This window comes from Pseudomonas sp. TE24901 (genome assembly GCF_054058375.1).
The window spans coordinates 69,072-94,532 of the sequence record NZ_JBSSAF010000009.1 but is presented as its reverse complement, the minus strand read 5'-3'; the positions used below and the strand labels follow the sequence as shown (position 1 = coordinate 94,532).

The following is a 25,461-nucleotide window of genomic DNA, read 5'->3' as shown; positions in this document are numbered from 1 at the left end:
AAGTGCCAGCCCTTGCCTGGCTGGACTGACCAAGCGCATTCAGGTAGCTTTGCCGGTTACGCGGGGCGTTCCAGCCCCAGACATTCAGGCTTTTTCCGCACGCAGGCATTGATCACCGTCAACGGCCCGCGCGGCGCATGGCCTGCACGGGCTCCGCCCGCTCAATTCATCAGTCACTGACGCTAGGTTTACCATGGCTCAATACGTCTTCACCATGCATCGGCTGGGAAAAGTTGTTCCGCCGAAGCGGGAAATCCTGAAAAACATTTCGCTGTCCTTCTTCCCGGGCGCCAAGATCGGCGTACTCGGCCTCAACGGTTCGGGTAAGTCCACGCTGCTGAAAATCATGGCGGGTGTCGACACCGAGTTCGAAGGCGAAGCCCGCCCGATGCCGGACCTGAACATCGGCTACCTGCCGCAGGAGCCGCAGCTGGACCCGTCCAAGACTGTGCGTGAAGTGGTCGAAGAGGCCGTCAGCGTGATCAAGGACGCCCAGGCGCGCCTGGACGAGGTCTATGCCGCCTACGCCGAGCCGGATGCCGACTTCGACAAGCTGGCCGCCGAACAGGCCAAGCTGGAAGCCATCCTGCAGGCCGGCGACGGTCACAACCTGGAGCGCCAGCTGGAAGTCGCCGCCGACGCGCTGCGCCTGCCGGCGTGGGATGCCAAGGTCGAACACCTGTCCGGTGGTGAGAAGCGCCGTGTGGCTCTGTGCCGCCTGCTGCTGTCGGCGCCCGACATGCTGCTGCTCGACGAACCGACCAACCACTTGGACGCCGATTCCGTCGCCTGGCTGGAGCATTTCCTTCACGATTTCCCGGGCACCGTGGTTGCGATCACGCACGACCGTTACTTCCTGGACAACGTCGCCGGCTGGATCCTCGAGCTCGACCGCGGCGCCGGTATCCCTTACGAGGGCAACTACTCCGGCTGGCTGGAAGCCAAGTCCGACCGTCTGGCCCAGGAGTCCAAGCAGCAATCGGCTCACGAAAAGGCCATGAAGGAAGAACTGGAGTGGGTGCGCAAAGGCGCCAAGGCCCGCCAGTCCAAATCCAAGGCGCGTCTGCAGCGCTTTGAAGAAATGCAGTCCCAGGAATTCCAGAAGCGTTCGGAAACCAACGAGATCTACATTCCGGCCGGTCCGCGCCTGGGTGACAAGGTCATCGAATTCAAGAACGTCACCAAGGGCTATGGCGACCGCGTGCTGATCGACAACCTGTCGTTCTCCATGCCAAAAGGCGCGATCGTCGGCGTTATCGGTGGTAACGGTGCGGGTAAATCCACACTGTTCCGCATGCTGATGGGCAAGGAAACCCCGGATTCGGGCACCATCGAAGTCGGCGAAACCGTGCAGCTTGCTTGCGTTGATCAGAGCCGCGAGGACCTGGACGGCAGCAAGACGGTGTTCCAGCAGATTTCCGACGGCTCCGACCAGATCCGCATCGGCAACTATGAAATCCCGTCGCGCACCTACGTGGGTCGCTTCAACTTCAAGGGCGGCGACCAGCAGAAGTTCGTCAAGGACCTGTCCGGTGGTGAGCGCGGTCGCTTGCACCTGGCCCTGACCCTGAAAGAAGGCGGCAACGTGTTGCTGCTCGACGAACCGTCCAACGACCTTGACGTTGAAACCCTGCGTTCCCTGGAAGAAGCCCTGCTGGACTTCCCGGGCGCCGCCATTGTGATCTCTCACGATCGCTGGTTCCTTGACCGCGTCGCGACCCACATCCTGGCGTACGAAGACGATTCCCAAGCGGTGTTCTTCGAAGGCAACTACACCGAGTACGAAGCCGATCGCAAGAAGCGCCTGGGCGAAGCCGCTGCCCAGCCGCACCGTGTGCGTCATAAGAAACTGGCCTGATTCGGGCCTGTGGTTTGAAAAAGCGGAGCCTTCGGGCTCCGTTTTTTTTTGCATTTTTTCAGGTGGACCGAGGTGGGTTTATCGCAGGCAAGCCAGCTCCCACATTCGACCGCATTCCAACAGTAGAAATCGATCAAATGTGGGAGCTGGCTTGCCTGCGAAGACAATTTACGGGCTGGTGCATGCCTAGAGTTGGTAATCCCTTTTAAGGTGCACAAAAGTCCTGTTTTCCTGATTTATTTATATCTAATGCACCATTTAAATTCACAAAGGCGACATTTTGCCCTTTTCAGGTGCAGCATGAGTTGCTAAGGTCCGGCTCAATCTCATTTAAAAACAATCAATTTGCCGAGACTTCCCATGATCGAATCTGTCGAATCTTTCCTTTCTCGCCTCAAGAAACGCGACCCCGACCAGCCGGAATTTCATCAGGCCGTAGAAGAAGTCCTACGCAGCCTCTGGCCGTTTCTTGAAGCCAACCCCCACTACCTGACGTCGGGCATCCTGGAGCGCATCTGCGAGCCGGAACGTGCCATTACCTTCCGGGTGTCGTGGGTGGATGATCACGGCAAGGTTCAGGTCAATCGTGGGTTCCGCATCCAGATGAACAGCGCCATCGGTCCCTACAAGGGCGGCCTGCGGTTCCACCCTTCGGTAAACCTGGGTGTGCTGAAATTCCTCGCCTTCGAGCAGACCTTCAAGAACTCCCTGACCTCGTTGCCCATGGGCGGGGGCAAGGGCGGCTCGGACTTCGACCCCAAGGGCAAGAGCGACGCCGAAGTGATGCGCTTCTGCCAGGCCTTCATGAGCGAGCTGTACCGCCATATCGGCGCAGACGTGGACGTACCAGCCGGCGATATCGGCGTGGGCGCCCGTGAAATCGGCTTCCTGTTCGGCCAGTACAAGCGCCTGAGCAACCAGTTCACCTCCGTATTGACCGGCAAGGGCATGAACTACGGCGGCAGCCTGATCCGCCCGGAAGCCACCGGTTTCGGCTGTGTGTACTTCGCCGAAGAGATGCTCAAGCGCAACAGCCAGCGGGTGGAAGGCAAGCGCGTGGCGGTGTCGGGTTCGGGCAACGTGGCGCAATACGCAGCGCGTAAAGTCATGGACCTGGGCGGCAAGGTGATTTCCCTGTCCGACTCCGAAGGCACTCTTTACGCCGAAAGCGGTTTGACCGAGGCGCAATGGTCGGCCCTGCTGGAACTGAAGAACGTCCAGCGCGGGCGTATCAGCGAGCTGGCTGAGCGCTTCGGCCTGGAGTTCCGCAAGGGCCAGACCCCTTGGCAGCTGGCGTGTGATATTGCCCTGCCCTGCGCGACCCAGAACGAACTCGACGCCGAGGCCGCGCGCACCCTGTTGCGCAATGGCTGCATCTGCGTGGCCGAAGGCGCCAACATGCCGACCACGCTGGAGGCTGTGGATATCTTTATCGACGCGGGCATTCTGTTTGCCCCGGGCAAAGCCTCCAACGCCGGTGGCGTGGCCGTGAGCGGGCTGGAAATGTCGCAGAACGCCATGCGCCTGCTGTGGACTGCCGGTGAAGTGGACAGCAAGCTGCACAACATCATGCAGTCGATCCACCATGCGTGCGTGCACTACGGCGAAGAAAACGGCCGGGTCAACTACGTGAAAGGCGCGAACATCGCCGGCTTCGTAAAAGTCGCCGACGCGATGCTGGCCCAAGGCATCGTCTAAGCCTCGGGCTCGATCAGCAGCACTTCGATCAACTGATCGCCGACGGGGCGTTTCCACAGCACTTCGTCGCCGAGCCGGGCGCCCAGTAATGCACGGCCCAACGGTGAGCCCCAGTTGATCAAGTGTGCAGTGGCATCGGCCTGGTCTTCGCCGACCAGCTGGATGCGCTGCTGCTCATCCTGTTCATTGGCGAAGGTGACCCAACTGCCGATCTGTACTTTGTCGGTGGAAGTCGCCGGTGCGACGACCTGGGCGCTTTGCACCCGTTGATTGAAGTAGCGCAGGTCGCGCTCAAGGTCGGCCAGGCGCTGTTTGTCATCTTTGGCAGATTCGACGCTGTACGCCTGCTGCAACTGCGCCACCTTGGCCTGCAACTGCGCCAACCCTTGGGCCGTCACCCGGTTGGGCTGCTCACTGACCTGGCGCTCCACCGGCTGGTCGGCCTGGGCGGCGGCGTTGTCTTCATTTACAAAAGCTCGGCTCATGACGTTCTCCCTCTATGGCGTTTGGGCCATAGTCGCCGCGCTTTAGTTTCGATGGATGTCTGAACGCGACCTATTGCGAGCGATAGGCCCTGGCGGCGTCGCGGTCCTTCTCCTGCTGCCAGGCACGCTCACGGTCATCCCAGTGATGGTCCTTGTAGTCGCGCAGCGCTTCGTTTTCACGCATGGCCTTGCATTGGCGGAAGCCGTCCTCCCAGCCTTCGGCGTACTCGCGGTCCTTGAGGTAACGCGGCACATTCTTGCGAAATTCCCCGCTGATCACTCCAGCCGCCTGGCGGCCGCTGCTGCAACCGTCGTCAAAGCCATCGGCAAAGGCCGGTGGATAACCCTTGGCCAGCAAATCCTGATGGGTGGACTGGCAACCGGCCAACCAAACCATCGCACACAGCATTACCGCATACCGCCACATTGCCTGCTCCCTCGCCGTGTCACGGCTGATAGGGGAAGTCTAGAAGGGGATTCGTCGGAGAGATGTGAAAGGAAGGTGAGAACGGTGTGGTCCGTCGGCGCTGGCTTGCTAGGGCCTGGTGATGCTTTTGTAGTGAGCGGGCTTGCCCCGCGCGGGGCAAGCCCGCTCACTACATATTCATCATCCTGTCGATAGTCGTCAGGTTTTACTCGTAGTAGCCCACAGTCTTTTTAAGGTGATCCGCGTACTCGTAAATTTCATCAATGGACGAGATCGCATGTCGTGTCTCATTTTTTTCCTGGTCGAATATGCCTAGATATTTCTGGCTGCGATTGAAATGAAGGCGGCAAATCGGCTTACGGTTGTTGTCGTCCAGCAATATCCCAAAATAGCTCTGTGTATCTCGCTGAACGATCCGTTTAGCATCGACCACTGAGCGGACGACGGCCCGGACGATGTGATAACCCTCCAGCTCCTCTAACGTAGTAAGAATCTTGTCTTCTGATTCGTCTCTATCCTGTGCATCTGCATTTGTGCTGTTTGCTACAGGTATTGAAGCCATTGTTGGTTGAATAGCCCCGCTCATTGCCGACTTCAGGCGATCATTGATCTGATCATTCAAGAACTGAGCCAAGGCTTTTCGAGTCAGTTCGAAAAACTGCTCGCGCACCTTTTGCGTGATGACCCCTTCGTAGACACGAGATGCGAAGAATTTTACAAAGTCATCTTCTGGCTTGCTGACTTGAGTGCCGATGAGCTTTTTGAGCTGGCTGACGTACTTCAACTCCCCAGCGGCGTTGATGATGGACTCTACATCGAACGCCGACTTGGTAAGCTTGATCAGTTCCGGCACCGAATATTCATCAATATCCAGGAGATCCAACTCCAAGAATGGCTTTTCGTCCATTTTATTGGGCGCGTCCAAGTCGGTAAAAAACCTGTAGACCTGGCCATTAGTGAGAATTGAGATTCTTGCGCTGGTGACATGAAAGTATCGAAAAAGCTGAGACGCGTGATTGATGCTCAATGACTCGCCGATTTTTTTGCATTCGATGAGTATCTGAACCTCGCCATCCTTCATGATCGCGTAATCGATTTTTTCGCCTTTCTTCGTGCCTACATCGCAAACAAATTCAGGCATTACTTCCTGCGGGTCAAATACGTCATAGCCCAACACCGTATTGATGAACGGCATTACAAAAGCATTTTTTGTCGCTTCTTCTGTTTGAATGGCGGGGCCTTGCAACCGAACCTTTGCAGCCAGACTCATGAGCTTTTCAAAAAATTCCATAGTAAGCCTCTTACCTATTCAGATCCGTGTATAGACGTGGTGGCAATGTGATTGCTATCCGAGACTAGACATAAATTTTCATAAAGCGAGGCTAAGCCCAAGCAAGTCTTTGATTCCTCAAAAAAGCTAAAAAATCCTTCAAGATTTCCTGCTTAGTTATCAGTAACTTGAAGAAGGCTGAAGAAGTTTCTGAAGGGACGGATAAATTTGGTAATTTTTAGCGGCTTTCTATCAGCGCGGCATGCTCTTCCAATTCCTGCCTGATAAACGCGGCAATCATTGCGCGGTACACCTGCTCGGTGACCTCCGGGTTGGCACCTACCGTTTGGGATAACGCTCGCACTTTGGCGATCACCTGTTCGACGCGCTGCGGCGCCTTGACGCTGTCGGTGTCTTTTTTAAAGCGCGCGGCTTGGGAGACGTAGTGGCCGCGCTCTGCCAGCAGGGTGACGATTTGCTGGTCGAGGCGGTCGATGTTGCTGCGGACTTCTTCGAGGGTGGAGCAGGTAACGGCCATGTTGGTAGATCTCCTTGTAGGAGCCGGCTTGCCGGCGATGCGGGCCCCTCGGTGTATCAGTTGCCGCGAGGTGATGCGATCGCCGGCAAGCCGGCTCCTACAGTTTTTGGGGTCAGTAGTGATACCACTTCACTTCCAGCAGCACTTCGTTCACCGGGGTGGACAGGTGGCTGTACTCGCGTTGGGCACTCAGGCGCAGGCCCAGGTTGCGGGACAGTTCCCATTGCTGGTTCAGGCTGAGGCTGCGGCGCACTTCGCCGTTGGTGAAGAAGTCGCCCTTGGCTTCCAGGCTCAGGTTACCCAGCGGGTTTTTCCACAAAACGCCGGTGTTGAAGCCGGCCGCGGGGGAGATGGCTTCGCTGAAGTCGTTGTTGTGTTCCACGCGCACGGTGCCGAGGGCGAAGCCGAGCATGTCGTCACTCAGTTGCCACGTACCGCCGGCGCCACCGTTGACGTGGGCCACCAGGGTTTCGTCGTCGTGCTTGCCGGGTACCCGCTCCAGGCCGCCGGTGACTTGCCAGGACCACGGCTGCAACAAGGCGTTGCGCGGGGTCAGGGAGCGGATGGTGGCGAGGTCCAGTTGCTGAAGTTGCCAGTGATTGCCTTCGTACTGGCGCAGTTTCATCTGCAGGATTTCGATCTGCGCGCCGAGGGGGAAGCCTTCGGCGTTGTCGTTGAGGTCGTGGTAGGCCATGCGCAGGCCGTATTCACCGAAGGCTTTATCGCCACGAGTGCCGATACCTGCTTGCCAAGTGCGGGACTCATGGCCGTCTTCCGGCAGGCCGGGACGTTCGACGTTCAGGTCGGGCGCCGGGTTCTGGTTGATCGCACGCAGCAGTTCGAAGCTGCGTTGGGAGCGTTCGGTGTCACGCTCCAAGCCGTTGGCGCGGTAGCGGCCCAGGCGGTAGGCGGCGTCGATGATCAGGGCCTGGCGCTCGCGGGGCAGGGCCTTGAAGGCCGGCTCCTGCAGTTGCTTCTGGTCATCGCTGACCTTGAGTACCCATTGTTGCTCTTCACTGCTCAGCGGTTTGGCGCGCTCCAGCAGCTCGCGCTCGCGGGAAGGGCGGTAGTCGATCTTTTCCACCAGCCCTGCATCCTTTACCGCCTTGACCGTATCGGTGGGGATGGCGGTCAGCGGGAATTGCTCGGTCAGGCGCAGCCCGGGGCGGGCCACTTGCAGCAGCTCCAGCAGGCGGTAGGAGCAGTTTTCATCGAAGAAGAAGTAATCGAACTGGATCTGCTTGAGCTCCCACACGTGCTCGACCATGCGCTCGGTCTCGACCTGGGTCAGGTTCAAGCGGTATTCCCACAGGTCGCGGTTTTCCAAGCTACGGTACTCGGAGAGTTTTTCCTGGTAGGGCACCAGGGCGAACAGACCGGGGTAGCCGCCCATCAGGCCTTTCCAGGCGTAGAGGATGCTGTTGTCCGAACCTTCGATGTAGGCGCCGAAGTTGATCGCGTAGCTGAGCAGGGCGGTCTTGTCCCGTTGCACGTCGGCCTGGTCGATGCGCAGCAGGGTGTGGCCGAACATGGAGGACGGGCTGTTGAGGTAGGCCGCCGGGAAGATCATCACCGCGCTATGGGGGGCGACGTCCTTGAACCATTGCTTGAATTCTTTGCAGTCCACAGCAGGCAGGTCGGTCAGTTGTAACTGATCCTTGAGCCAGCGGGTGCGTGCGGGGTAAACGCATTGGGCGTGTTTTTCGCCCAGGCTGGCCGGCGCGTACAACGCGTCAACGGTGGCCTTGAGTTCGGCGTCCGGATGGTGGGCGCCGTCGGGGGCGAGGAAGAATTTCTTGTCGCTGACGTAACTGCGCCAGCCCTTGAGCTTGCCGGCTTCGTAATGGCCCAGGGACAACCAGAACGGATCATTGGCCAGTTGCTGCAAACGTTGATCATCAATATGCGGGGCCGCGTACAGCGGGGCGCAGGCGAAGAGTGCCAACAGGGCAAAGCGTTTGAGCATAGGGGCAACTTAAGTCGTAAAAAGTGAGACCCAAAGGGGAGGCGGGTCCAAAAATAAAGCCCGCACCTCGAAAGGCGCGGGCAGGTCGAGCTTAAGCCTGGGTGGCGTATTTCGCCAGGCGGGCGTCGCCCTTGAGGACGGCGAGGGTGTTGGTGTGCACGTCGTCAGCGGTCACGTCGGCTTTGCTGAAGATCTGTTGGAAGTGCTCGTGGGTCACGGCAGCGAAGTGCTCGCGATCTTCTGGAGCAACGCCCAGTACCACCGCGTAGGTGGTCAGTGCTTCGCCATTGCCTTTGGCCATGTCTTCGGACAGCTCGTTCATCATGCCATTCATGGCAATCCAGGACTTGCCGCCATAAGTCAGGGCGCTGTTGGTGCTGCAACCGTTGGTGCCCGAGGTCATGCCGAAAGTGGCGTTACCGGAGGTGCCGTTGGTGGTGGACGCCAGGAAGTGAGCGGGAGTACCGCGTTGGCCTTCAAACAACATGTTGCCCCAACCGCAGTTCGGGCCGCCTGGTGCTTCTGCCATTGCATTGAGGGAGACGACGGTGAAGAGAGTACCAAGAAGGATCCGTTTCATAGCTTTGTTCTCTTTGTGTGCAAACCAATGGACAAGGGTTCAGGCGCGTTGCAGCGCCCTAGGGATCGGTTATTAGTCCAACCCGCGCAGTTTGGAGTTTAGGCACGTTCCCGGGGTTCCGTGATTTTTTATAAAACAATCAGCGATGTCGCGAATTATTTGTAGGACGCCTCCCGTGTCTATGCTTTCCCAAAGGCTCGCCTTGCCAGAGCGCGCAAGCGAGAGCCAGAATGCCGTTATCTGCCCCGCCTGATGTAAGGAAGCCCGATGCCTGATCCTGTTGCTGCCAGCTTGCGTCTAGCGCCCGAAGCGCTGACTCGTCCTTTTTCCGCTGAACAGTTCAGCTTCTCGACCACCAATGATTTGGAGCCCTTTCGCGGTGTGCTTGGCCAGGAACGTGCGGTTGAAGCCTTGCAGTTCGGTGTGGCCATGCCACGCCCCGGTTACAACGTGTTTGTCATGGGCGAGCCCGGTACTGGCCGCTTTTCGTTCGTCAAACGCTACCTGAAGGCAGAAGGTAAACGCCTACAGACCCCGTCGGACTGGGTCTATGTGAATAATTTCGATGAGCCCCGCGAACCCCGTGCGCTGGAATTGCCAGCGGGCGGCGCGGCGGCGTTCATCAGTGACATCAGCGGGTTGATCGACAACCTGGTGGCCACCTTCCCGGCCGTGTTCGAACACCCCACCTACCAACAGCGCAAAAGTGCCATCGACCGCGCCTTCAACCAGCGCTACGACAAGGCCCTGGACGTGATCGAACGCCTGGCATTGGAAAAGGACGTGGCGCTGTACCGCGACAGTTCGAACATCGCCTTCACCCCGATGCTCGACGGCAAGGCGCTGGACGAAGCCGAGTTTTCGCAGCTGCCGGAGGCCGACCGCGAGCGCTTCCACACGGATATTTCCGAGTTGGAAGAGCGCCTCAACGAAGAGTTGGCCAGCCTGCCGCAGTGGAAGCGCGAGTCGAACAACCAACTGCGTCAGTTCAACGAAGAAACCATCACCCTGGCCCTGCAGCCGTTGCTCTCACCGCTGTCGGAAAAGTACGCAGAAAACGCGGCAGTCTGCGGCTACCTGCAAGCCATGCAGGTGTACCTGCTGAAAACCGTGGTCGAGCAATTGGTGGATGATGCCAAGACCGACGCCCAGGCGCGCAAGCTGCTTGAGGAGCAATACTGCCCGAGCCTGGTGGTGGGCCACCCGATCAACGGCGGCGCGCCGGTGGTGTTTGAACCGCACCCGACCTATGACAACCTGTTCGGCCGTATCGAGTACAGCACCGACCAGGGCGCGCTCTACACCACCTACCGGCAATTGCGCCCTGGCGCTTTGCACCGCGCCAATGGCGGCTTTTTGATCCTCGAAGCCGAGAAAATGCTCGGCGAGCCATTTGTGTGGGATGCGCTCAAGCGTTCCCTGCAGTCGCGCAAGCTGAAGATGGAGTCGCCGTTGGGCGAACTGGGCCGCCTGGCCACCGTCACGCTCAACCCGCAGATGATTCCGTTGCAGGTCAAGGTGATCATCATCGGTTCGCGCCAGCTGTACTACGCGCTGCAAGACGCCGATCCGGACTTCCAGGAGATGTTCCGGGTGCTGGTGGACTTCGACGAAGACATCCCGATGGTGGACGAGAGCCTGGAGCAGTTCGCCCAGTTGCTCAAAACCCGCACCTCGGAAGAAGGCATGGCGCCGCTGACGTCGGACGCGGTGGCGCGCCTGGCCACCTACAGCGCACGCTTGGCCGAGCATCAGGGCCGTTTGTCGGCGCGTATTGGCGACTTGTTCCAGCTGGTCAGCGAGGCGGATTTCATCCGTCACCTGGCGGGCGACGAGATGACCGACGCGGGGCATATCGAGCGGGCGCTCAAGGCCAAGGCCACGCGCACCGGGCGCGTGTCGGCGCGGATTCTCGACGACATGCTCGCCGGGGTCATTCTGATCGACACCGCAGGTGCCGCTGTGGGCAAGTGCAACGGGCTGACGGTGTTGGAAGTCGGCGACTCGGCCTTCGGCGTGCCGGCGCGGATTTCCGCCACGGTGTACCCGGGCGGCAGCGGCATTGTCGACATCGAGCGTGAGGTCAACCTCGGTCAGCCGATTCACTCCAAGGGCGTGATGATCCTCACCGGTTACCTGGGCAGCCGTTATGCCCAGGAATTCCCGTTGGCGATCTCGGCGAGCATCGCGCTGGAGCAGTCCTACGGTTATGTGGACGGCGACAGTGCGTCCCTGGGCGAGGCCTGCACCTTGATTTCGGCCCTGTCGAAGACGCCGCTCAAGCAGTGCTTTGCCATTACCGGCTCGATCAACCAGTTCGGCGAAGTGCAGGCGGTGGGCGGGGTCAACGAGAAAATCGAAGGCTTCTTCCGCCTGTGCGAAGCGCGCGGCTTGACCGGTGAGCAAGGGGCGATCATTCCCCAGGCCAACGTGGCCACGCTGATGCTCGATGAGAAGGTGCTGCAGGCCGTGCGGGCCGGGCAGTTCCATATTTATGCGGTGCGCCAGGCGGACGAGGCGTTGAGCCTGTTGGTGGGCGAGGATGCCGGTGAGCCGGATGCCGAGGGGCAATTCCCGGAGGGCACCGTCAATGCCCGTGTGGTCGAGCGCTTGCGTGCGATTGCCGAGATGATCAGCGAGGAAGACCTGAAAGAGGCGGAAAAGGAGCTGGCACAGCAAGCACTGGCCGAAGCCAAACCCACCTGATTTTTAGTCGGAGTGCAGTCAATGTGGGAGCGGGCTTGCTCGCGAAGGCGGTGTGTCAGTCGACTTATAAGTGGCTGATCCACCGCCTTCGCGAGCAAGCCCGCTCCCACATGGGTTCAGTGGTGTGCTTGGGAATGGCGGGTAGTTCGCCATATTTTTGACTCGTTTGTCAGGGGGCAACGTCCGTTGGTCCCTACAACCTTGGTTTGTCGCGGTTTTCTTCTATTCTCTGCTCAAGGGATATCCACAGGAGTCGCTGGATAGAGACAGCCTCGCCGTGCGCTGAGGTTGAACACCGATCTACCGAGGGTCGCCGCCATGCCGCGCAACCTTTGCCTTACCCGTCAATGCCTGGGCCTGGTCACCCGTATCGAATGCTCCATTCGCCCGCTTGCCGGGGATAACGGAATGTGGACCTTGCTGTTTGCGGCCGGAATGACCGGCGAACAGCCGTCCACCATCAAGTCCCAGGGCCCGTTTCATGGGCCCTTCGTGGCAGAAACCATCCTGGAATCGATTGTCGACAGCCTCACGCTGCACGGCTACGAGAAAGCGGGCGACCCGCAGATCTGGAGCCTGCACATGCAGGCCCACCTGCGACAGCTCAACGGCGGGCGTTCACAGACCGTCAGTGATACCCATCACTGAAGGTTATTGCGCCGGCGGCTTGTCCAGCTTGACCTCGAAGCCGTACTGCACGGTATTCAGGTCGGTGCGCTGGTAGCTTTCCAGCACGGTCGGCTGGCCGTAGAAATAGTGCACGTCAAACATCGCCGTGCCGTACTCCTCGGCGCGGTGGCTGACGCCGAGGATTTCCTTGAGGTAGTTGCCGCTGGCGTCCTTGGCGTAAAAGCGCCAGCTGTCGGACGGGAATGCCTTCTGGTCGACGATCAGCGCGTTGTCTTTGAGCGTCAGGCCCTTGGGCAACTTGGCGACGTCAATCGTGGCTTTTTCGATGTTGGCCAGGAACAGCGGGATCGAACCCACCACGAACGCCGGGTTTTCCGGGAACAGGTTGAGGTCGTAGGTCAGCGTGCCACGGGCTGCGTCGAGCTCAAACGCTTCGGCTGGCAACTCGATGGGTTCGCCGCGCTCGCCCTTGTCGTCGGCCGTGAAGAAGGTGATGGGCGCTTCGCTGCTGTTGCGTTCGCTGCCGATCAGGTCGTCGTTGAAGGTGAACGGGTGGTCGAACACGATGTGCGCGGCGCTGGCGTCTTCGGTCGACTGGGTGATGGTGACGCTTTTTTTCAGTTGGTCTTCAGTCAGGGTCGCGTCTTTGAGCCAGTTGGCGGCGCTGTCGTCATACACCGTGACGGGCATCGGCAAGGCTTGCACGTTTTTTTGCAGGCTGTTCTTGTCGAAGCGCAACACCGGCAGGTCAAGGTCCTTGTGCGTGACCGTGGCCTTGGAGAAGTCCAGAACGTTGACCTGCAGGCTATCGATCACGCCGTTGAAGTACACCTTGGCGTAGTGGCTGCTCTGTTTGTGCTCGAACGCCTTTTGTTCGTCGTCCAGCTGCTTTTCAAATGCGTCGGACCAGGCCTTCTGCTTTTGCATCTCGGCCAGCTGTTTCTCGTAGAACGCCACCTGGGCGCTGCTCTCGTTGATCGAGCCCGCGCGGGTGAGGAATTGCCCGGTGGTGTCCCGAGCCTGCACCAGCAGAGGGTTCGGCGATTCGTCGCCCACTTCCGGCGCCAGGGGTTCGCTGTTGGTCAGTTCGATCTCGGCGTAGTTCTTTTCAAGCAGCAGCAGGTTGAGGGTGATAGTGCCCTCGGTGCGTTTGCGGCCCACGTCTTTTTTCGACAGGTCGAAGGTCAGCACCTTGCCGGGTGCAATCACTTCGACCGCGCCCTTGAGGCTGACCGGTTGCGGCTGGCTCTTGTTCTCGGTCTCTACGCCATCGATGAACGGGTAGGTCACCGTCAGGTCGTCGGGGTTGGTCAGGTTGGAACTGCTGGGGCTCAGTTGGATACCCGGGTCGGTTTCCGACCATTCAGGCTGGAAGGGTATGACCTTGTTGTTGCTCAAGGTCACCGACTGCCATTCCAGGCCATGGGGGAAAGGGAACTGGTCGGGGCTGTTGAAGTTGAACGGGAAGACCGGCTGCAGATCGGTCAGGTAGTCGGAGTGCGAGGCTTTGCGCAGCACGAACAGGCCGTTGATGTAGGTGTCCACCAAGGCTTGTGGTGTGGGGTAGTGTTTGATCAGGGCCAGGGTGTCTTCGCCGTATTCGGCTTCGACGGGCTTTTCGGCGAGCTTCACGCGCGCCCGCTCCAGCAGGAGCAGCGAACCGCCGAGGTCGGCGATGGCGTCGCGCAGCTTGGGGTCCTGGATGCTGTCCAGGGACTGCTCGAACTTGGCGGTTCTCTCTTCGAGGGTGGCTTGCTTCTGCTCTTCTTTGGGGGAGCAGCCGCCGCTCATCAACAGCATCGCACCCAGGCCGATAGTGGCCAAATGGGATCGCACATCCATCATCTGAGTTTTTCCTGTTCGACGTCAGTGAGCCGATTTGATGGGCTCGACACTAGCAGAAAAATTCTCTTACAGATGCCGCCCAGGTCAGTTTTCTCGCGGTGACAGGTGTTCTGTAGCGGCTGGTATACTCGCGGCCATTTTTAGCCAAGCTGTGTGAGATCCAATGGAACGCTTTATCGAAAATGCTATGTACGCCTCGCGCTGGCTGCTGGCGCCAATCTATTTCGGCTTGTCCCTGGGGTTGCTGGCGCTGGCGCTGAAATTCTTCCAGGAAGTGATTCACCTGCTGCCGAGCGTGTTCTCGATGGCCGAGTCCGAGCTGATCCTGGTGCTGCTGTCGTTGATCGACATGGCTCTGGTCGGCGGCTTGCTGGTGATGGTGATGATCTCCGGCTACGAGAACTTCGTCTCGCAGCTGGATATCGATGAAACCAAGGAAAAGCTCAACTGGCTGGGCACCATGGACTCTTCGTCGCTGAAGATGAAGGTGGCGGCGTCCATCGTGGCGATTTCCTCCATCCACCTGCTGCGCATCTTCATGGACGCCAAGAACGTCGATCCGCAGCATCTGATGTGGTACGTCATCATCCACATGACCTTCGTGATCTCGGCGTTCGCCATGGGTTACCTGGACAAGGTCACCAAGCACTGATGCCTTGCGGCGGCCTTACTGCTCGACGAAGTAGTAAGGCTGGCGATTGATCGACATCTGCTTGATGACCGTGACCTTCTCGGTCAGTTGTTCGGTACGGTCCATCAGCGCCACGTTGCCCGGCTTGGCCGTGAGGAATGTGCGCAACTGCGCCTCGGTTTGCAGGATCGGCAAGTAAGCCTGCAGATAGAACACGCTGGCCCCGGCAATCCGCTCGTTGGGCTGGAACAGCACCACTTCCTTTCCTTGCGCTTGCAGCGCCTGCACCTGGCTGATCACCGGGACGAAGGACTGGCGCACGTCCGCTTTGGGCGCAAACCAGAAGGCTGCAATCAGGTAGCAAGCGACCGCCAGGGTGAACACGCTGCCGATCACCGCCTTATGGTGTGTGTACAGCGACGGCTTGTGCTGCTTGGCCCATTCCAACAGGACCCGTGCGTATTCGGCGGCCAGCACGGCGGCGGCCGGCGTCAGGGCCATGAGGTACACCGTACGCTTGCTGGAGGCCAGGGTCAGCAGGGTGAATTGCGCCACCAGCCAGATACTGAAAAACAGGTAGTAGCGGTTGCGCACCAGGCTTTTTCGGAAGTGCCAAAGCCCCAGGTACACCAGGATGTTCCACGGCAGGAACGCTTCGGGCAGCTTGGCGATGTAGTAGTAGAACGGCTCGTAATGCCCAGCCTCGACGAATGAACCGCTGAAGCGGCCGACGCTGTTGGTCCACAACACTTCGCCCACGGCCTGCATCCCACCGCGCTGGAACAGGAAACCCAGCCAGATCATCAGCGGCACCAGCGCCAGCAAGGTGAACAGCCCCGGTTTGAGCCAGTCACCGATACGCAGGCGCTTGTCCATCACCGTGGTCACGATCAGGTACACGAAGATCACAATGCCCGGCATTGCCAGGCCCAGCACGCCCTTGCTCAGGGTGGCGATGACCATCCCGGCAGTAAACAACGCCCATGCCCAGGCAGTGGAGCCTTGACGGTCGGGTCGTACCGCCTGATAGAACCCCAGCAACGCAGTGGTCACGCCCAGGCTGAGCAAGGAGTCCTCGCCAACACCACGTACGTTGCCCCAGTAACTGGCCATGGTCGCGAGGATCAGGGCTGCGCAGAAGGCCAATGTTTTCGGGCGGCCAAAGGTGCGCAGCATCCCGTAGAACAGCATCACGCTGAACAGCCCGGCAAATGCCGAGGCCAGGCGCACCGCGCCGGTGCTGGCGCCAAACAGGCGAATGGCGCCGGCGTCCAGCCACAGGCTCAGGGGCGGTTTTTCAAGGAAGGGTTCACGAAACAACTGGGGCACCACCCAGTTGTTATCCAGGTGCATGGCCATGGCGATCCCGGCGACGCGGGCTTCGGTGGAGCCCTGCAGTTCATGGTTACCCAGGGCAAAGAAAAACAACAAACCAGCGAGCAGGAGCAGCAGAGGAGCAGGACGCGTCATAGTACTGGCAACCGAGGCAAGGGACCGTTCGGGGGAACGGCCGTGGCAATCGGCTAGTATCGGTGAGCGTTTCTGAATATTTCGTGAATGAGTGTCAGTTTTTTGTAAGGCGCCCTTGTGTACCTGCTCTGGCGGTCAGGGCGCCTTCAAGCTGGGCAGTGCGGCTTTGCCTTCTGCCGTCAGCACCGGCTCCAACTGTTCCCAGGTAAAACTCAATTCGTTGTCGCAGCCATCGCCTTGGGCGGGCGTCGAAAGCTGCATCCCTTCGGTATTGAAGCTCAAGTCGAAGGTGGAGTAACTGGTCACTGCCGGGCAGCCTTCGTCAGTGCTGGTCTGTTTGGCGAGCCATGCGCTGAAGGGCGCAGGCAACTTGATCTGGCCGGAGTAGGGGTTGTCCCATTCTTCACGGCCACCCAGCCAGGTCCACGGGTCGACGCTGTCGCCGGTTTGCAGGTTCCAGGTCTGCAGGCCCCAACTGATGCCACCGCGACCGTAGCCGGCCGTCCAGCGGTAAAACCGCACGGTGATCCAGTGCGAGGACCAGTAGTGCGGCTCCACGCTGATCTCGCTGGTCGACGTGCCGCCGCCCTGCTCCAGCGAGTTACGCCGCTCCCGGTAGAAATCGGTCTGGCCGTCCGGGCTGATGGCCATGCGCGCCAGGTCCCGGTTGATCTTGTCGATGGCCGCGCCGTCACCTTCGAGCTTGAGGATGACCTGGCCGCCTTGGGTTTTCACCTGATAGGCGTGTTCATGGAAGGTACTTTTCTCCACCTTCACCGGCGGTGGCAGCGCTTCGATGGCGTTGTTGTAGGCATCGCTGGCACAGCTGTCGACGTCTATGCGTTTCAGCGACAACGCCAATCCCTTGCCGCCCGGGGTCTTGCTCCAGGTCCCGGTCAGCGTATCGCCTTGGGGTTCGTCCAATTGCCAGAAACCGCTGTTGCCCTCTTCAGCCCAGGGTTCACTCGCGTTGGCTTGGGTCAGCTGGATCGGCGTGAGGATGCGTTGATAGTAGTAACTGCCATTGGCGCCATGCGCGCCGTTGAAGCACGCGGTGATGGCGGATTTTCCCAAGGTGCCTTGCCACACGCCGACGAGGTCGGCAGCGGTAGCGATTAACGGGGTGCAGGCGAGTACGAGAACGGCGAGGGGCTTGAGCACGGGTATCGGACTTCCGATTGTCTGATAGAGGGGGGCAGGGTAATGGGAAGTGTGGGGGGATTCCAGAGGGCTCTCCAATCCCCGTAACCAACAAAACCGGCACTGCTCGGGTTCTATCGATCACGCCAGAAAGATGAGTAAGCTGTTTCGATGAAAGCCTCGGGAAATCCTCAAGGATCATGGATTTGATGGTGGCATTTTGATATGTTGGCGGCAATTTTACAGGGACAGGTAAACATAATGGCAACTGAATTAACGATGTCAACGCTCACCCAGGCACTGGATTGGGCTTTCGAAAAGGCAATGAACGGCATACCAGGAACGGGCACCGCTCAAGAATTCGCTGCTGAATACAGCAAAAATAATGATACCCCTCTGGACGCAATGAACTCCCTGATTCGCTGGCAGAACACTAAGGCTGCAACGTCAGGATTTCTAACGGGACTTGGCGGCATTATCACGCTCCCCGTGGCGATTCCGGCCAACCTCGCAAGCGTGATGTACGTTCAGTTGCGCATGATTACGGCAATTGCTTATATCGGTGGCCACGACCCTCTGGATGATCGCGTCAAAACCTTGGTCTACACCTGTCTGGCCGGCAATGCGGCCAAAGACATTCTCAAGGACGTCGGCATCAATGTGGCCAGCAAACTGGCTGTCACGTCGATCAACAAAATCAGCGGCGTGACCTTGACTAAAATAAACCAGGCTGTGGGTTTTCGCCTGTTGACCAAGTTCGGTAGTACTGGTGCTATCAATCTGGGTAAGGCGGTACCTTTACTGGGAGGCATCTTGGGCGCAGCGTTTGACTCAGTGACCACCAACACAGTAGGTAATGTTGCACGCGATATTTTTATCGTCCCGATGAAAGTCACCGAGGAGGTTCAGGAACCTGCTTGATTTTAGTAAAGGATTAAAGGGACGAGTTCTGAATGCTGGAAAATCCATAAAGTGGATTATCTATGGACCTTGGAAATTTCCAGCCTATATCTGTGTATTCAAAAAAATCAAAACCAGGAATCTTGGAAAAAACGTTTGCATAGGTGCCGAAGGATGCCTAGGAGTTCTGACGGTTCGGAATTCCTGGTATTTACTGATTTTCAGGCACAAAAAAAGACGTCCGTGGACGTCTTTTTTTGATCATTTGGTGGAGCCGGGGGGATTTGAACCCCCGTCCGCCAGTACTCCGCTGTCGGTACTACATGCGTAGCCGTTTCTATTAAGTTAACCCTCAGCGACCCGAAGGGCAGGGTGCTTTGGGCGAGTTGTGTAAGTTTTAGCCGCTTCGTCCACAACGTACTGCACGGCGATTCTGTTCTATATGACAATCACTTTGGGTTTACAGACATCCCCTGGTGATTGCTGGACCCGAAGGTACCAGAAGCTCAGGGCTAAGGCTGCTTACGCAGCGAGAGCGAATTCCTGGCCGTAGTTTTCGTCATTGGCAACTATAAGAAGTTGCAACAGTGGATTTACGAGTTCTGTTACCAACTCGGCATGCACCTAAAGTTTCGCAACCGGCGTCGAATCCTAAACGGCCCCGTGCTTGTAACTCGTTGTTTCTTAGTGAGTGACAAGCTCATGCAGTGTACGCCAAACGGTCACAGAAGGCCAACCCGAAGGTTGACCTTGAGCATCCGTGGTTACTGATTGCCGCCTTTGTCGCCGTTCTGCAGGTCTTGCAGGGCTTTGGAGGTGATCTCGATGCACTTCTTGTCATCGCCGGCCGCATGGGCTGCCTTGGCCTGGGAGACGGCGGTGTCGATTTCTCCCTTTTTGCCACTGGTGTCGGTGGCGAGCAGCGCTTGGCCGTTATTGATTTTGTCCAGGTTGATTTTGCACAGGTCGGTTTCACCGGCCGCGAAAACAGGGGAGGCCAGCATCGCAGCGGTAACGAACAAGCCAGCAAGAGCGGAACGCTTCATAGGGTATCTCCTTGCGCAAAAGGGCTCGACGCTGCTGGCGTTTAACGGCTGCCAGCGACATCACGGATGGGCCTCGTTCGTCGAGGCCTATGCAGATGACTGCGCCGGCGCGCAAGGGTTCTGTTTTTTTGCAGGATCAGTGGGCGCGGGCCTGGGTGACCCGGTCCACGAGGTACACCAGCCCGTGGTAATCGATGCCGCCGTGCTGGCTCAGGCCGATCTCGCAGGTGCGGCTGGTGGAGATGCCTTCAGTGCAATATTGCACGGCGTCCTTGAGCGATCGCAGTGAGTGGGCGTTGAGTTCCGGTGTGGTAAAGCCTTTGTCGCCGGCAAAGCCGCAGCAATGAATGCCTTCCGGGACCACCACGGTTTTGGCGCAGTGCCGCGCCAGGTCAATCAAGGCCTGGCTTTCGCCCAGGTGCTGGGTGCTGCAGGTGACGTGTACGGCGATGGGGGCTTCCTGTGGGGTGAAGTCCAGGCGATCCATCAAATGGGTGCGGATAAAACGCACCGGGTCGTACAGGTCCAGCCGCGTTTCGCCGAGGTCCTGCACCAGTCGCAGGGTGCAGGGGCTAGTGTCGCAGTAGATCGGGTCGAGGCCGCCACGGCTGGCATGGAGCAGGGCGCCGATCAGTTCCTGGCGTTTGTGCTCGGCCTGTTCGGCGTAGCCTTTGGACGCGAAGGGCTGGCCGCAGCAGAGGCTGTCCTGGTTATCCGGCAACACCACTTGGTAACCGGCTTTTTCCAGCAGGCCACGGGTTTTGTCGTACAGCGACATCTGTTCCTTGTCGTCGGCGGAAGGGCCCATCGCCCGTGAGACGCAGGCCGCCAGGTACACCACGCGCGGTCGTTCGTCGGCGACGGCGGGGCTGAAGCGAATGGCTTTTTCCGGTTGCGGCATGGCGTTGGTCCACTGCGGGATCTGCCCTTTGGACAACTGGGTGATTTTCGCTGACAGCTTCGCCAGGCGCGGCGCCCCCAGCAGTATGCGGGCGCCATTGGCGACGTGCAGGGTAAAGCGCGCGCCTTGCAGAGCGGTCGAGAAATGGCTGGCGAGCCATTCGGCGGTTTTCGGACGATCCGCCTCCTGGGCGCGCAGCTTTTTCACCAGGTCGCCGGTGTTGATGCCCACAGGGCAGCGCTGGGCGCACAGGCCGGTGGCGGCGCAAGTGTCGATGCCTTGATAGTGGTAGGCCGCTCCCAGCTCGGTGGTGTCGATGCCCGCCCGTTTTTTAGCCTGAATATCGCGCCAGATCACGATGCGCTGGCGTGGGCTTAACGTCAGGCCTTTGGAGGGACACACCGGTTCGCAAAAGCCGCACTCGATGCACTTGTCCACCAGCTCGTCGGCGGCCGGCAGGGGCTTGAGGTGCTTGAGGTGGATCTGCGGATCTTCACTGAGCACCACGTCGGGGTTGAGGATGCCGTTGGGATCGAGCAGGCGTTTGAGTTGCCACATCAGTTGATAGGCTTCGCTGCCCCATTCCAGCTCGACAAAGGGCGCCATGTTGCGGCCGGTGCCGTGCTCGGCTTTCAGCGAGCCGCCAAACTCCACCGCCACCAACTGTGCAACGTCGTCCATGAACGCTTGGTAGCGTGTGACTTCTTCGCTGCTGTTGAAGCCTTGGGTGAACACAAAGTGCAGATTGCCTTCCAGGGCGTGTCCGAAAAGGATGGCTTCGTCGTAGTGATGTTTGTCGAACAACTCGATCAAGCGGTTCACGCCAATGGCCAGTTGCTCGACCGGAAAGGTCACGTCTTCGATGATCACCGTTGTGCCGGTTTTGCGCACGGCGCCGACGGCGGGAAAGGTGTCTTTGCGGATGGCCCACAGGCGGGCGTTTTCCACGGGGTCTTCGGTGAAGTCGACCTGTTTTTCCACAGGGAAAGCGGCCAGGGACGCCATGATCAGGGTCAGTTGTTCCTGCAGCAATGAGGGCGACGCGGCGCGGGATTCGATCAACAGCGCGCAGGCATTTTCCGACAGGTGCTGTACGAAGGCGGGCATACCTGGTTTGTTCTGCACCGAGCGCAGGCTGCGTCGGTCCAGCAGTTCGACAGCCGAGACCGGTTGGGTCTTCAGCACGGTCACTGCGTTGCAGCACGTCTCGACATCCGGGAACACAATCAGCGCCGACGCTTTGTTCGGGTGGTCGATTACGGTGTTGTAGGTCACCGCGCTGATGAACCCCAGCGTGCCCTCGGAACCCACTAGCAGGTGGCTCAGGATGTCCAGCGGCTCATCGAAATCCACCAAGGCGTTGAGTGACAGGCCGGTGGTGTTTTTCAAGCGATATTTGTGGCGGATTCTTGCAGCCAGTTCAGTGTTGGCCCGCGTCTCGCGCCCGAGTGCGGCGAGGCGTTCCAGCAGGGGGCCGTGCTGCTTTCTAAACGCGATAACGCTGGCCGCATCTTCGGTATCCAGGCGGCTGCCATCGGCCAATACCAGGCGGATGCCCGCCAGGGTGTGGTAGGTGTTTTGCGCAGTGCCGCAGCACATGCCGCTGGCATTGTTGGCCACGATGCCGCCGATCTTGCAGGCGTTGATCGAGGCCGGGTCGGGCCCGATCTTGCGGCCGAACGGCGCCAGCCACGCGTTGGCCTGGGCGCCGATCACACCGGGTTGCAGGCGGATCTGGGTGCCTTGCCCGCGAATCTCGCGACCGTTCCAGTTGTCGCCGAGTACCAGCAGGACCGAATCGCTGATGGCTTGGCCGGACAAGCTGGTGCCAGCCGCGCGGAAGGTTACCGGCACGCGATCGCGCTGGGCCAGTTGCAACAGCGCTACCACTTCGTCTTCCGACTCCACGCGGATAACCAACTGTGGGATCAGTCGGTAAAAGCTCGCGTCGGTGCCGAAGGCGAGGGTGGAAAGGGGATCGTCGAAGCGTCGATCTTTCGGGATCTGTTGTGCGACGTCGCTCAGAAAAGCAGCAGGCAGGCTCATCGGTCCTCCAGAAATAGCAGACGCCGGACGCAGTGTCCGGCGTCGATTCTTACCCTGTGACGTGCAGGTCTCAGTGCACCAGCATACCGGTGAACCAGTAGGCCTGGGCCAGGGTGATCAGCCCGACGATGGTGGCGAAAAACAGGCTGTGCTTGAGGGTGAAGCGGAACAGGTCGGATTCCTTGCCCACCAGCCCGGTTGCCGCACAGGCCACGGCGATCGATTGCGGCGAGATCATCTTGCCGGTCACGCCACCACTGGTGTTTGCCGCGACCAGCAGGGTGTCGTTGACACCGATCTGGTGTGCGGTGGTGGCTTGCAACGAACTGAACAGGGCGTTGGATGACGTATCGGAACCTGTCAGGAAAACCCCCAACCAGCCGAGGAATGGCGAGAAGAACGGGAAGGCTGCACCCGTCGCCGCCAAGACCAGTGCCATGGTTGATGACATGCCGGAGTAGTTGGTGACGAACGCGAACGCCAGCACCATGCCAATGGACAGGATTGGCCAGCGCAGTTCGTAGAAGGTCTCTTTTAAAGTGGTAAGACCAGTTTTAATGTCGATCTTGAGCACCAGCATCGAGACCAGTGCGGAGAAGAAAATCGCAGTGCCGGTCGCAGAAATCGGGTCCAGCTTGAACACCGCAGGAATGGCGGTCGGGTTGGTCACGATTGGGGCAACTTTGATCACCAGCTGATCAAGGTGCGGGATTGCGAAGTTGAACACCCAGCTGTACATCGAGCCGCCAGCGGCAAACATCGCCTTGAAGGACTTGAGGGTCCAGATAGTGACGAGCACCGTGAGGATCAGGAACGGCGACCAGGCTTTGAAAATCTGCCCCAGGCTGTAGGGCGAGGCGATTGTGCTGCGCGGCTGGCCGAAGCCTCCGACGCTGGCGATAATCGCGGCGCTGGAGGTGGCGCCTGCGATTTGCGCACCGGCCGTGCGCTTGGGTTGCCAGACTTTCAGGAACAGGGTCAGGGCAATCAGGCTGGCCAGGGCGGATGTGATGTCCGGCAGTTCCGGGCCGATGAAATTGGACGTGAAGTATTGAGTGACGGCAAAGCTCAAACCCGCGACCAATGCGGCCGGCCAGGTTTCGCGAACGCCGCGCAGGCCGTCCATCATGAACACCAGCCAGAACGGCACGAACAGCGACAGCAGGGGCAGTTGGCGGCCGGTCATGGCGCCGATCTTGAACGCGTCAATGCCAGTGACTTGGCCGGCCACGATGATCGGGATGCCCAGGGCGCCGAAGGCTACCGGCGCGGTGTTGGCGATCAGGCACAGGCCTGCAGCGTACAACGGGTTGAAACCCAGGCCGACCAGCAGCGCGGCAGTGATCGCCACCGGCGCGCCGAAACCGGCAGCCCCTTCCAGGAACGCGCCGAAGCAGAAACCGATCAGCAATACCTGCAGGCGTTGGTCGTCAGTGATCGACAGGACTGAGCTGCGGATGATTTCGAATTGGCCGCTCTTGACGGTGAGTTTGTACAAGAAGACTGCTGCGACGATGATCCACGCAATCGGCCAAAGGCCGTAGGCAAAGCCGTAGCCCGCGGCGGCCAGCGCCATGTCCACCGGCATCTGGAAGGCGAAGATCGCCACCAGGATCGACAGCGCCAATGTGATGCTGCCGGCCACATGGCCTTTGAGGCGGAACACGGCCAGTGCCAGGAAGAAGAACACGATCGGAATAACGGCGGCCAATGCGGACAGGCCGAGGCTGCCGAGTGGGCTGTAGAGCTGTTGCCAGGTTTGCATAGGGGATGGCCCTGATTGTTGTTGTTTGGTCAGCTTGGATAATTGGTAATACCAATTTACAGTTGCTGTCGGCTAGAGTAAAAGCCTTGCCAGGGGTGTGTCAATTTGCCGCCCGCGAAACTTTGGTCGTAGGTGCGAGGGGGTGGGGTTCTGATCGGGTCAATCGAAGGCGTTCTGATAGGTGCTGCGAGCGCGGCGATAGGCCAGAATAGAGGCCCTGGCGAGTGGTCGGGGTTGTGGAGAATGAGTGATGGGGTTTGATCAGGTGCGTTCGCGCCGTTTGTCTGACGATATTGTCGAGCAGCTTGAGGGCATGATCCTTGAGGGCACGCTGAAGTCGGGCGAGCGCTTGCCCGCTGAGCGCGCATTGGCGGAGCAGTTTGGCGTGTCTCGCCCGTCGTTGCGGGAGGCGATTCAGAAACTGGCGGCCAAGGGGTTGCTGGTCAGTCGGCAGGGCGGCGGCAACTATGTGGCCGAGTCCCTGGGCTCAACCTTCAGTGACCCGCTGCTGCACCTGCTGGAAAACAACCCCGAGGCGCAGCGTGACCTGCTGGAATTTCGCCAGACGCTTGAGGCGTCTTGTGCCTATTACGCGGCGTTGCGTGCTACCGAAGTTGATCGTGAGCGACTGACCACCGCATTCGAAGCCTTGCAGGATTGTTACACGCGCGCCGATGAGGTGAGCCGGGCGGAGGAAGGGGCGGCCGACGCAAGGTTTCACCTGGCGATTGCCGAGGCCAGCCACAACGCGGTGTTGCTGCACACCATTCGCGGCTTGTTCGATCTGCTCAAGCGAAACGTGGTGACCAACATCGGTGGCATGTACCAGCAGCGTACGGAAACCCGCGACATGCTGATCAATCAGCATCGGGATTTGTACCTGGCGATTATCGAAGGGCGGGCGGAGCAGGCGCGGGAAGTCTCAACACGTCACCTGCTGTACGTGCAGGAAGTGTTGGAAGAAGTGCGTCAGGAAGTGCAGCGCGTAGCGCGAGCGGAGCGTCGCAAGGGCCTGTAGCCTGGGATGTGTTCCAAGGCTACGGCGTTGCAGGAATTACTCTTCCTTGCCCTTGTTGCGCACAGCGCGATGCAATTCACGGTTGGAATCGCGCTCGCGCTCGGTGTCGCGCTTGTCGTACTCCTTCTTGCCCTTGCCCAGAGCGATCTCGCATTTGACGAGATGCTTGCTCCAGTACCAGGACAGGCAGACGCACGCGTAGCCTTTTTGCTGCACGGACGCGGCGAGCTTTTCCAGTTCGCGGGCATTGAGCAGCAGCTTGCGTGTACGCACTGGGTCGGCGATTACGTGGGTGCTCGCGGTGGTCAGCGGGGTGATATGACTGCCGAGCAGCCACGCCTCGCCATCCTTGAGCAGCACATAGCTGTCGACCAGCTGCAGCTTGTTGGCACGCAGACTCTTTACTTCCCAGCCGGCCAGGACCAGACCAGCCTCGAAACGATGTTCGATGAAGTAATCGTGTCGCGCTTTTTTATTTTGCGCGATGGTCCCTGTGGGGTGTTTCTTTTGTTTAGCCATAGGGGCGGCATTATAGGGAGTT

20 protein-coding genes and 1 other RNA gene are annotated in these 25,461 nt (G+C 59.3%); 7 read left to right on the top strand and 14 right to left on the bottom strand.

All coding sequences use genetic code 11. From position 1 onward, the window contains the following. Window positions 1-193: 193 nt before the first annotated feature. The gene (ettA, locus tag ACVWVP_RS18970) at window positions 194-1,858 is read left to right on the top strand and encodes an energy-dependent translational throttle protein EttA (protein ID WP_178919511.1); all 1,665 of its coding nucleotides are present in this window, start codon (window positions 194-196) and stop codon (window positions 1,856-1,858) included. Between the two features lie 360 nt (window positions 1,859-2,218). Further along, window positions 2,219-3,556, top strand: a complete 1,338-nt coding sequence (gene gdhA / locus ACVWVP_RS18965; RefSeq protein ID WP_178919513.1) for an NADP-specific glutamate dehydrogenase — start codon at window positions 2,219-2,221, stop codon at window positions 3,554-3,556. Here gdhA and ACVWVP_RS18960 read toward each other — a convergent pair. The 6 genes from ACVWVP_RS18960 to ACVWVP_RS18935 all read right to left on the bottom strand — a co-directional run bounded on the left by ACVWVP_RS18960 (window position 3,553) and on the right by ACVWVP_RS18935 (window position 8,822). Beyond that, a complete protein-coding gene (locus ACVWVP_RS18960) occupies window positions 3,553-4,041 on the bottom strand; it encodes a GreA/GreB family elongation factor (RefSeq protein WP_457407567.1) in 489 nt (162 codons plus the stop codon). The two genes, gdhA and ACVWVP_RS18960, sit on opposite strands and share 4 nt — an antisense overlap. Before the next feature lie 70 nt (window positions 4,042-4,111). Then, window positions 4,112-4,468, bottom strand: coding sequence for a hypothetical protein (locus ACVWVP_RS18955; RefSeq protein ID WP_457407566.1), 357 nt, complete (start codon window positions 4,466-4,468; stop codon window positions 4,112-4,114). Between the two features lie 205 nt (window positions 4,469-4,673). Further along, on the bottom strand, window positions 4,674-5,759 hold the full coding sequence (locus ACVWVP_RS18950; protein WP_259175149.1) for a type I restriction endonuclease: 1,086 nt from the start codon (window positions 5,757-5,759) through the stop codon (window positions 4,674-4,676). Window positions 5,760-5,976: 217 nt separating this feature from the next. Then, window positions 5,977-6,276 carry a chorismate mutase gene (locus tag ACVWVP_RS18945; RefSeq protein ID WP_259175150.1) on the bottom strand — a complete coding sequence of 100 codons (300 nt, stop codon included), beginning with the start codon at window positions 6,274-6,276 and terminating at the stop codon, window positions 5,977-5,979. Window positions 6,277-6,388: 112 nt separating this feature from the next. Further along, window positions 6,389-8,242, bottom strand: a complete 1,854-nt coding sequence (locus tag ACVWVP_RS18940; RefSeq protein ID WP_259175151.1) for an Lnb N-terminal periplasmic domain-containing protein — start codon at window positions 8,240-8,242, stop codon at window positions 6,389-6,391. A gap of 91 nt (window positions 8,243-8,333) precedes the next feature. Further along, a complete protein-coding gene (locus ACVWVP_RS18935; protein WP_176998451.1) occupies window positions 8,334-8,822 on the bottom strand; it encodes a DUF3015 domain-containing protein in 489 nt (162 codons plus the stop codon). A 267-nt stretch (window positions 8,823-9,089) separates the two neighbouring features. Between ACVWVP_RS18935 and ACVWVP_RS18930 the strand changes: the two genes are divergently transcribed. Continuing rightward, complete coding sequence (locus tag ACVWVP_RS18930) at window positions 9,090-11,528, top strand: Lon protease family protein (RefSeq protein ID WP_178919519.1); 2,439 nt, start codon at window positions 9,090-9,092, stop codon at window positions 11,526-11,528. Window positions 11,529-11,846: 318 nt separating this feature from the next. Beyond that, entirely contained in the window at window positions 11,847-12,176 is a 330-nt protein-coding gene (locus ACVWVP_RS18925; protein WP_178919521.1) for a PA4575 family protein, read from the top strand. A 3-nt stretch (window positions 12,177-12,179) separates the two neighbouring features. Here ACVWVP_RS18925 and ACVWVP_RS18920 read toward each other — a convergent pair whose 3' ends face one another. After that, window positions 12,180-14,003: a hypothetical protein gene (locus tag ACVWVP_RS18920; protein WP_178919523.1), complete on the bottom strand. Its 1,824-nt coding sequence runs from the start codon at window positions 14,001-14,003 to the stop codon at window positions 12,180-12,182. Between the two features lie 163 nt (window positions 14,004-14,166). Here ACVWVP_RS18920 and ACVWVP_RS18915 point away from each other — a divergent pair, with 163 nt between their 5' ends. Beyond that, a complete protein-coding gene (locus tag ACVWVP_RS18915) occupies window positions 14,167-14,655 on the top strand; it encodes a TIGR00645 family protein (protein ID WP_457407564.1) in 489 nt (162 codons plus the stop codon). 15 nt (window positions 14,656-14,670) lie between these two features. Here the strand turns inward: ACVWVP_RS18915 and ACVWVP_RS18910 are convergent, their stop codons facing one another. After that, entirely contained in the window at window positions 14,671-16,104 is a 1,434-nt protein-coding gene (locus tag ACVWVP_RS18910; RefSeq protein WP_457407563.1) for an ArnT family glycosyltransferase, read from the bottom strand. Between the two features lie 135 nt (window positions 16,105-16,239). Continuing rightward, a complete protein-coding gene (locus tag ACVWVP_RS18905; protein ID WP_457407561.1) occupies window positions 16,240-17,265 on the bottom strand; it encodes a hypothetical protein in 1,026 nt (341 codons plus the stop codon). A 204-nt stretch (window positions 17,266-17,469) separates the two neighbouring features. Here ACVWVP_RS18905 and ACVWVP_RS18900 point away from each other — a divergent pair, with 204 nt between their 5' ends. Then, window positions 17,470-18,165, top strand: a complete 696-nt coding sequence (locus tag ACVWVP_RS18900; RefSeq protein ID WP_457407559.1) for an EcsC family protein — start codon at window positions 17,470-17,472, stop codon at window positions 18,163-18,165. Between the two features lie 245 nt (window positions 18,166-18,410). Here ACVWVP_RS18900 and ssrA read toward each other — a convergent pair. From ssrA to ACVWVP_RS18880, 4 genes are all read right to left on the bottom strand, one after another. Further along, window positions 18,411-18,807, bottom strand: a transfer-messenger RNA (tmRNA) gene (gene ssrA, locus ACVWVP_RS18895). A gap of 101 nt (window positions 18,808-18,908) precedes the next feature. Further along, entirely contained in the window at window positions 18,909-19,190 is a 282-nt protein-coding gene (locus ACVWVP_RS18890) for a hypothetical protein (RefSeq protein ID WP_457407558.1), read from the bottom strand. A gap of 136 nt (window positions 19,191-19,326) precedes the next feature. Then, the gene (locus tag ACVWVP_RS18885) at window positions 19,327-22,137 is read right to left on the bottom strand and encodes an FAD-binding and (Fe-S)-binding domain-containing protein (protein ID WP_457407557.1); all 2,811 of its coding nucleotides are present in this window, start codon (window positions 22,135-22,137) and stop codon (window positions 19,327-19,329) included. A 70-nt stretch (window positions 22,138-22,207) separates the two neighbouring features. Next, window positions 22,208-23,902 carry a lactate permease LctP family transporter gene (locus tag ACVWVP_RS18880; RefSeq protein ID WP_457407556.1) on the bottom strand — a complete coding sequence of 565 codons (1,695 nt, stop codon included), beginning with the start codon at window positions 23,900-23,902 and terminating at the stop codon, window positions 22,208-22,210. Window positions 23,903-24,152: 250 nt separating this feature from the next. On the opposite strand from ACVWVP_RS18880, the gene ACVWVP_RS18875 reads away from it, so the two are divergent. Beyond that, window positions 24,153-24,920: a GntR family transcriptional regulator gene (locus ACVWVP_RS18875; RefSeq protein WP_176998436.1), complete on the top strand. Its 768-nt coding sequence runs from the start codon at window positions 24,153-24,155 to the stop codon at window positions 24,918-24,920. A gap of 36 nt (window positions 24,921-24,956) precedes the next feature. Here the strand turns inward: ACVWVP_RS18875 and smpB are convergent, their stop codons facing one another. Then, window positions 24,957-25,439, bottom strand: a complete 483-nt coding sequence (smpB, locus tag ACVWVP_RS18870) for an SsrA-binding protein SmpB (protein ID WP_176998554.1) — start codon at window positions 25,437-25,439, stop codon at window positions 24,957-24,959. Window positions 25,440-25,461 lie beyond the last annotated feature (22 nt).